Source organism: Novosphingobium sp. (genome assembly GCF_032093395.1).
Taxonomy (GTDB): Bacteria; Pseudomonadota; Alphaproteobacteria; order Sphingomonadales; family Sphingomonadaceae; genus Novosphingobium.
In genome coordinates this window covers 260-6,682 of record NZ_DAMDBA010000135.1, presented here as the reverse complement: position 1 = coordinate 6,682, position 6,423 = coordinate 260, and the positions used below count along the sequence as shown (strand labels likewise).

At 64.0% G+C, this 6,423-nt stretch carries 6 protein-coding genes and 1 tRNA gene; 1 reads left to right on the top strand and 6 read right to left on the bottom strand.

Annotated features, from left to right (window positions below):
* Window positions 1–4 precede the first annotated feature (4 nt).
* From RT424_RS23650 to thyA, 6 genes are all read right to left on the bottom strand, one after another.
* Window positions 5–81, bottom strand: a tRNA-Asp gene (locus RT424_RS23650).
* A gap of 349 nt (window positions 82–430) precedes the next feature.
* Window positions 431–1,015 (bottom strand): YdeI/OmpD-associated family protein, encoded by a 585-nt coding sequence (locus tag RT424_RS23645; RefSeq protein ID WP_313443224.1) that lies wholly within the window; start codon window positions 1,013–1,015, stop codon window positions 431–433.
* A 22-nt stretch (window positions 1,016–1,037) separates the two neighbouring features.
* Window positions 1,038–2,381 carry a dihydrolipoamide acetyltransferase family protein gene (locus RT424_RS23640; RefSeq protein WP_313443222.1) on the bottom strand — a complete coding sequence of 448 codons (1,344 nt, stop codon included), beginning with the start codon at window positions 2,379–2,381 and terminating at the stop codon, window positions 1,038–1,040.
* A gap of 4 nt (window positions 2,382–2,385) precedes the next feature.
* Complete coding sequence (locus RT424_RS23635; protein ID WP_313443219.1) at window positions 2,386–3,438, bottom strand: alpha-ketoacid dehydrogenase subunit beta; 1,053 nt, start codon at window positions 3,436–3,438, stop codon at window positions 2,386–2,388.
* Between the two features lie 5 nt (window positions 3,439–3,443).
* Window positions 3,444–4,742, bottom strand: coding sequence for a thiamine pyrophosphate-dependent enzyme (locus tag RT424_RS23630; protein ID WP_313443217.1), 1,299 nt, complete (start codon window positions 4,740–4,742; stop codon window positions 3,444–3,446).
* A gap of 155 nt (window positions 4,743–4,897) precedes the next feature.
* Window positions 4,898–5,875 carry a thymidylate synthase gene (thyA, locus tag RT424_RS23625; RefSeq protein WP_313443215.1) on the bottom strand — a complete coding sequence of 326 codons (978 nt, stop codon included), beginning with the start codon at window positions 5,873–5,875 and terminating at the stop codon, window positions 4,898–4,900.
* A 91-nt stretch (window positions 5,876–5,966) separates the two neighbouring features.
* Between thyA and RT424_RS23620 the strand changes: the two genes are divergently transcribed.
* Window positions 5,967–6,266: a hypothetical protein gene (locus tag RT424_RS23620; RefSeq protein WP_313443213.1), complete on the top strand. Its 300-nt coding sequence runs from the start codon at window positions 5,967–5,969 to the stop codon at window positions 6,264–6,266.
* The last annotated feature ends 157 nt before the right edge of the window (window positions 6,267–6,423 follow it).

Below are 6,423 nucleotides of genomic sequence, written 5' to 3'. Positions count from 1 at the left end.
GAAGTGGCGCGAGTGACGGGGCTCGAACCCGCGACCTCCGGCGTGACAGGCCGGCACTCTAACCAACTGAGCTACACCCGCGTTCTTGCGGTTGCGTCCGCTTGGGAGGCCGCCCTCTATGTCAGCACCGGGTGGCTGTCAACGCGATATTCCGACCCCATGAAGATTTTTACGACCGAACCGCGACTAGCCTGTGGACAGTTGTGTCCGAGGCCCGATCTTGGCGGTGATTTTGCGGTTTTCATCGCGCGGCGATGCTTTCTCAGCGGCTAGACCGGCGGAAAATTCGCAGAAAAAATTTCTGGCCCTGACCGAATCCCCCGCGGAAGTTCGTCCTGCGAAGGCGGGGTCCGTTTCCGCGGGCACGTCATGGTGGGTCAGGAAAGGTTCACCACCTGAACAACGAGGTCAATCGCCCACAGCCAAGCCGTCAGGACGACTTGCGCGGCTTATCGTACTTCCAGTTGCGCGTCTTGCCCTCGGCGATCCACTCGGCAGCCTGGGCCATGCGCTTGTCCCGCGTCGCCGCCGTCTTCGCCTCGGTGATCCATTCGAGATAGTCGCGCCTGTGCGAGGGCGCGAATTGCTCGAACGCCGCTTGCGCGTCCGGCGTCGCCGTAAGCACAGCGGCAAAGTCTGTGGGCATGGGAATTTCCGGACGCGGCTTTCGCTCGACTAGTGCCTTGCCGGGAAAACGATCACCCAGAATGCGATCCGCCGCTTCGCGCAGCAGCGGCATCAATTCGGCTGCGAGCGGCATGTCCGCCTCGGATGTCACGCGGATGAAGCGACGCGACATGGCATCCCCGTGGATACCGAAAGCGCAATGCGCCTTGAACGCGCTCATCCCGGCGACGTTCTTTCCCCGCACGGTAAAATGAGGGACGCTCCACTTGATGGCCTCCTCGGCCTCAGGGAGCGCCCTGTGCGCCATGTCGCGGAGCTGTTCGAGCAAAGGCCGCAGCGGCTCGGCGGCTTGGGCGATATAGTCATCGACACGCGGATCCCTGCTCATACGCCCCGCTCCACCCCGTCAGCTAGCCCGCCAGAATAAGCGCGGGCGCCTCGATCAGCCTCTTGAGGTCCTGCGCGAAGCTGGCGGCATCCCAGCCATCTACCACGCGGTGGTCGCAGGACATCGAGATATTCATGATCTTGCGCTTCTCGACGCGCTCCGTGCCGTCGGCGCCTTTCACGAACATCGGCCGTTCGACGATCCGGTTCGGACCGATGATCGCCACTTCCGGGCGGTTGATGACCGGCGTGGTCGCCACCCCGCCCATCGGCCCGAGCGAAGTCACGGTGATCGTAGAGCCGGAAAGCTCCGAAGACTTGGCCGAACCATCGCGCGCAGCCTGTGCCAGACGGCCGATCTCGGCGGCGAGCTGCCACAAGTTGCGGTCCTGCGCGTCGCGGATGACCGGGACCATCAGTCCCGCCGGAGTCTGCGCCGCCATGCCCAGATGGACCGAGCCGTAGCGCGTCACCACGCCCGCCTCGTCATCGTAATGCGCGTTGAGCATCGGATACTTGGGCAGTAGCTTGCAGATCGCCGTGATCAGGAACGGCAGCATCGTCAGCTTGGGACGCCCGTCACCATTGGCTCCCCTCCCCGCATTCAGCTGCGCACGGGTTTCCTCCAGCGAAGTCACGTCGAATTCCTCGACATAGGCGAAGTGCGGGATCTGGCGTTTGGATGCGGCCATGTTCTCGGCGATGCGGCGGCGCAGGCCGATCACACGGACCTGCTCGTCTTGCCCCTTGCGCCCGGCAGGCTGGAAGCCGCCCGAGGCGTTGTACGACAGGAAAGCGTCGAGATCGGAGTGGCGCAGGCGGCCGTCTTCGGCCGGACGCACTTCGCCAAGGTCGATGCCGAGATCGGCGGCGCGCTTGCGCACGGCGGGGCTGGCCATGACTTTCGAGTGCGCGGCAGAACGCGGCTGCGGTGCCTTTACGCCGCTCGCGGCAGGAGACGGAATGGGTTCGGGCGCGGGTGCAGGTTCGGGCTTCGGCTCGGGAGCCGGCGCTACCGCCTGCTCGACACGCGCGACATCGCCCGCATCCGGCGTTTCCGCCTCGATCCGCTGCTCCACCACTTCAGCCTTCGGCGCAGGCGCGCGGTCGACTTCGTTCCCCGCGCCTTCGACCTCGATCACCACCAGAGGCGAGCCGATGGCGATGACATCCCCTTCGGCGCCCGCCACTTCGACGATGACGCCGGAAACGGGGCTTTCCATCTCGACCGTCGCCTTGTCGGTCATCATGTCGGCAAGACGGCCATCTTCCTCGACCGTATCGCCGATCTTGACGTGCCAGGCGACGATCTCGGCCTCGGCAATGCCTTCGCCGATGTCGGGCAGGCGGAATGTGAAACGACCCATCGGATCAATCCTTCATGAGCCGATCGACCGCCTCGCCAATGCGGACGGGACCGGGGAAATAGGCCCACTCGAGGCTGTGCGGATAAGGCGTGTCGAAACCGGTCACGCGCTCCACCGGGGCTTCGAGATGATAGAAGCAGCGCTCCTGGACGAGCGTGACGAGTTCGGCGCCAAAGCCGGAGGTGCGGGTGGCCTCGTGTATCACCAGGCATTTCCCGGTCTTCTCCACCGACTTTTCCACAGTGTCGATGTCGAGCGGAACAAGGCTGCGCAGGTCGATGATCTCGGCGTCCACGCCCTTCTCGGCCAGCACCGCTTCGGCCACATGGACCATGGTGCCGTAAGTCACGACCGTCAGCGCCGCGCCTTCGCGCACGATGCGGGCCTTGCCGAGTGGGACTTTATAGTAACCCTCCGGAACCTGGCTCCCGGGCAGGCCCTTCCAGGGCCGCGAGGGACGGTCGTAATAGCCGTCGAACGGGCCGTTGTAGATGCGCTTCGGTTTGAAGAAGATGACCGGATCGTTGTCCTCGATCGCGGCGATCAGCAGACCCTTGGCGTCGTAAGGAGTCGCGGGGATCACCGTCTTCAGCCCGGCCACATGGGTGAACAGCGCCTCCGGGCTCTGGCTGTGGGTCTGGCCGCCGAAGATGCCGCCGCCGAAGGGCGAACGCACCGTGATCGGCGCCACGAATTCGCCCGCCGAGCGATAACGCAGGCGCGCCGCTTCGGAAACGAGCTGATCGAGGCCGGGATAGATGTAGTCCGCGAACTGGATTTCCGGCACCGGGCGCAGGCCATAGGCGGCCATGCCCACCGCCGCGCCGATGATGCCGCATTCGTTGATCGGCGTATCGAACACGCGGTTCTTGCCGAACTTCTTCTGAAGTCCCGCCGTCGCGCGGAACACGCCGCCGAAATAGCCGACGTCCTCGCCCATGATCACGACGTCGGGATCGCGCGCCATCATGATGTCGAGAGCGTCGTTGATCGCCTCGATCATGTTCATCGGGCGGCTTGGCGCGTCGTGAAGGCTGACGGGGTTTTCCTCGATCATGGTCCTCACTCCTTCCACTCCGGCCATTTGGTCTGTCGCTCCCGGATCGCCTGCTCGGCCTGTTCCTGGAGATGCCAGGGCAATTCCTCGAAGACGTCCTCAAACATGGTGTGAAACGGATGGTGAAGGCCGTGGCCCAGAATGCCGTTCTTCTCGGCTTCCTTGGTGGCCGCCTTGACCTGCTCGGCAAGGTCACGGTCCATCGCCTCGTGCTGCTCGTCCGACCATTCGCCGAGCGCGATCAGGTGCTTCTTGAGGCGCATGATCGGATCGCCGAGCGGCCAGTCCTCGGCCTCGCGCGCGGAGCGGTAGGCGCTGGGATCGTCCGAGGTGGAATGGCCTTCCGCGCGGTAGGTGAAGTGCTCGATCAGGGTCGGACCCTTGTTGGCGCGGGCGCGGTTGGCGGCCCATTCCATGGCTGCGTAGACCGCGAGGATGTCGTTACCGTCCACTCGCAGACCAGCGATGCCGTAGCCCGCCGCGCGCGCCGCGAACGTCGTCCGCTCCGCCCCGGCAAAGCCCGAGAAGCTGGAGATCGCCCACTGGTTGTTGACCACGTTGAGCACGACCGGCGCGTTATAGACCGCCGCAAAGGTCATCGCCGCGTGGAAATCGCCTTCGGCGCTGGAGCCTTCGCCCACGAAGCTGGTGGCAATGCGCGTATCGCCCTTGATCGCGCTGGCCATGGCCCAGCCCACCGCCTGCGGGAACTGCGTGGCGAGGTTGCCGGAGATAGAGAAGAACCCGTAGTCCTTGGCCGAATACATGATCGGCAACTGGCGCCCCTTCAACGGGTCGGCGCGGTTGGAATAGATCTGGTTGACCATCTCCACCAACGGATAGCCGCGCGCGATCAGGATGCCCTGCTGGCGGTAGCTGGGGAACACCATGTCATCCGCCGCAAGCGCGTGGGCGCAGGCGATCGAGATTGCCTCTTCGCCCGTGGATTTCATGTAGAAGCTGGTCTTGCCCTGCCGCTGTCCACGATACATCCGATCATCGAACGCGCGGGTGAGCGCCATCGTGGCGAGCATTCGCCGCAGCGTCTCGGGGTCCAGGTGGGGATCCCACGGTCCCGTGGCGCGATGATCGTCATCCAGCACGCGGATCATGTCGAGGGTAAGGGGCCAGGTAGCGCCCGCTTCGCAAGCCTCGTCCGGCCGGGCCAGAAGGCCCGGTTCGGGGATTTGCAGGTGAGAGTAGTCTACCGTGTCTCCGGGCCGATACTTCGGCTCGGGAACATAGAGATCGAGTGGCGGCAAATTGCCGCGCGGTTTACCTGTACGAACCGGGCCTTCGGCCATTCTGGTTATCCTCTCCCGCCTTTCCGGGCCATGGAAAGCCGAACCGAGCCAGGAAAAAGGGACGAACCTGGCGGGTTTCAAAATTCCACGGTCAGGTCATATTATTTCAACCTCCGGCAATGTCAATCCACAGATGAGAACCGCCAAACCGGCCCTTAGACAGCCACCGGCGCGGCGATGTGCGATTGCGGCACGTAGCCGGAAACCGCGAAATCCTCGATCCGGTAGTCGAAGATCGAATCGGGCTTGCGGCCAATTTCAAGCCGCGCTTCGCCTTCGGGCCGGCGCGAAAGCTGCTCTTCGACCAAGGCGGCATGATTGAGGTAGAGATGGACATCACCGCCCATCCAAACGACCTCGCCCGGCTCAAGGTTGCATTGCTGCGCGAACATGCGGGTCAGCAACGCCAGCGACCACATGTTGAACGCGAAGCCCAGCCCGAGATCGCAGCTACGTTGATAGAGCGCGCAGGAGAGGCGCCCATCGGCCACATGGAACTGATAGCTCTTGTGGCAGGGCGGCAGCGCCATCGAATCCAGTTCCGCGACGTTCCACCCCTCGATGATGTGGCGGCGGCTGCCGGGATTGTGCTTCAGGCTCTCGATCACTTGCGCGACCTGGTTCACCCCCGCATCGCGCCTGCGATAAAGCCCCTCGCCCGCATCCTCATAGACCGGCCAATCGACCCACTGCTTGCCGTAGACCGGGCCAAGGTCGCCCCACTTTTCTGCAAAAGACGCGTCCTCGACGATACGGCGAGAGAATTCGGCGCGCTCGATCGTCTCGCCGGTTTCGCGGCGATAGCGGTACAGCGGCCAGTCGGTCCAGATTTCAACGCCTTGCGCGCAGAGCGAACGGATATTGGTGTCCCCGGTGAGGAACCACAGCATTTCGCGCGTGGCGGTCTTCCAGTAGACGCGCTTGGTGGTAAGCAACGGCATTGCGCCGCCGGACAGGTCGAAGCGGATCGTCGCCCCGAACACCGAACGCGTACCGACGCCGGTGCGGTCCACCCGCTCGTCGCCCTCCTCCCAGATCCGGCGCATGAGATCGAGGTACTGCCACTCCCAGTGGCGTTTCTGCCCGGCAGGGGTGATCGAAGCGGTGGAATCGGCTGTCAGTATTTCGGTCATGAGCGAAACCTAGCCGATCGCGGGAAAGGTTCAAACGAACAGCGTCCCGCTTGACCGGGGATATGAGCGTCCGCCATCACGTTCGGATATCATGACACTGTTGCAGCACGCCTTTCTCGCGATCCTGATCCAGCTCATCCTGCGCCGTGCCACCGGAAACTGGTGGTCGGGAGCGGCCGTGGCCTCCGCCTACTTCGTCGGGCGGGAGATCGCGCAGGCCGAGTACCGCTGGATCGAGTGGTTCGGCGGCGGCTTGAGGGCCAACATGCCCTGGTGGGGCCCGTTCGACCTTCGCGTCTGGCCCAAGCTAGACCAATGGATGGACTGGATCGGGCCGCTGGTTGCCACATGCTCGATCGCGGCGATCATGGGCGCCCGCCATCGCCGGTGAGACCCGGCCGCGCCATCAGGTTCACAAAGAGATCGGATCGAGCCCAGACAGCAAAAAACCCAGCGTTTCCGCTGGGTTTCTATGCCTCACCCGAGGGTGAAAATGGTCGGGGAAAGAGGATTCGAACCTCCGGCCCCTGCCTCCCGAAGACAGTGCT

What these genes read in the sequence shown, in the direction of transcription:
- RT424_RS23645 (WP_313443224.1), bottom strand. Translation starts at nt 1,015, where the DNA reads ATGAGCAGGGATCCGCGTGTCGATGACTATATCGCCCAAGCCGCCGAG.
- RT424_RS23640 (WP_313443222.1), bottom strand. Translation starts at nt 2,381, where the DNA reads ATGGGTCGTTTCACATTCCGCCTGCCCGACATCGGCGAAGGCATTGCC.
- RT424_RS23635 (WP_313443219.1), bottom strand. Translation starts at nt 3,438, where the DNA reads ATGATCGAGGAAAACCCCGTCAGCCTTCACGACGCGCCAAGCCGCCCG.
- RT424_RS23630 (WP_313443217.1), bottom strand. Translation starts at nt 4,742, where the DNA reads ATGGCCGAAGGCCCGGTTCGTACAGGTAAACCGCGCGGCAATTTGCCG.
- thyA (WP_313443215.1), bottom strand. Translation starts at nt 5,875, where the DNA reads ATGACCGAAATACTGACAGCCGATTCCACCGCTTCGATCACCCCTGCC.
- RT424_RS23620 (WP_313443213.1), top strand. Translation starts at nt 5,967, where the DNA reads ATGACACTGTTGCAGCACGCCTTTCTCGCGATCCTGATCCAGCTCATC.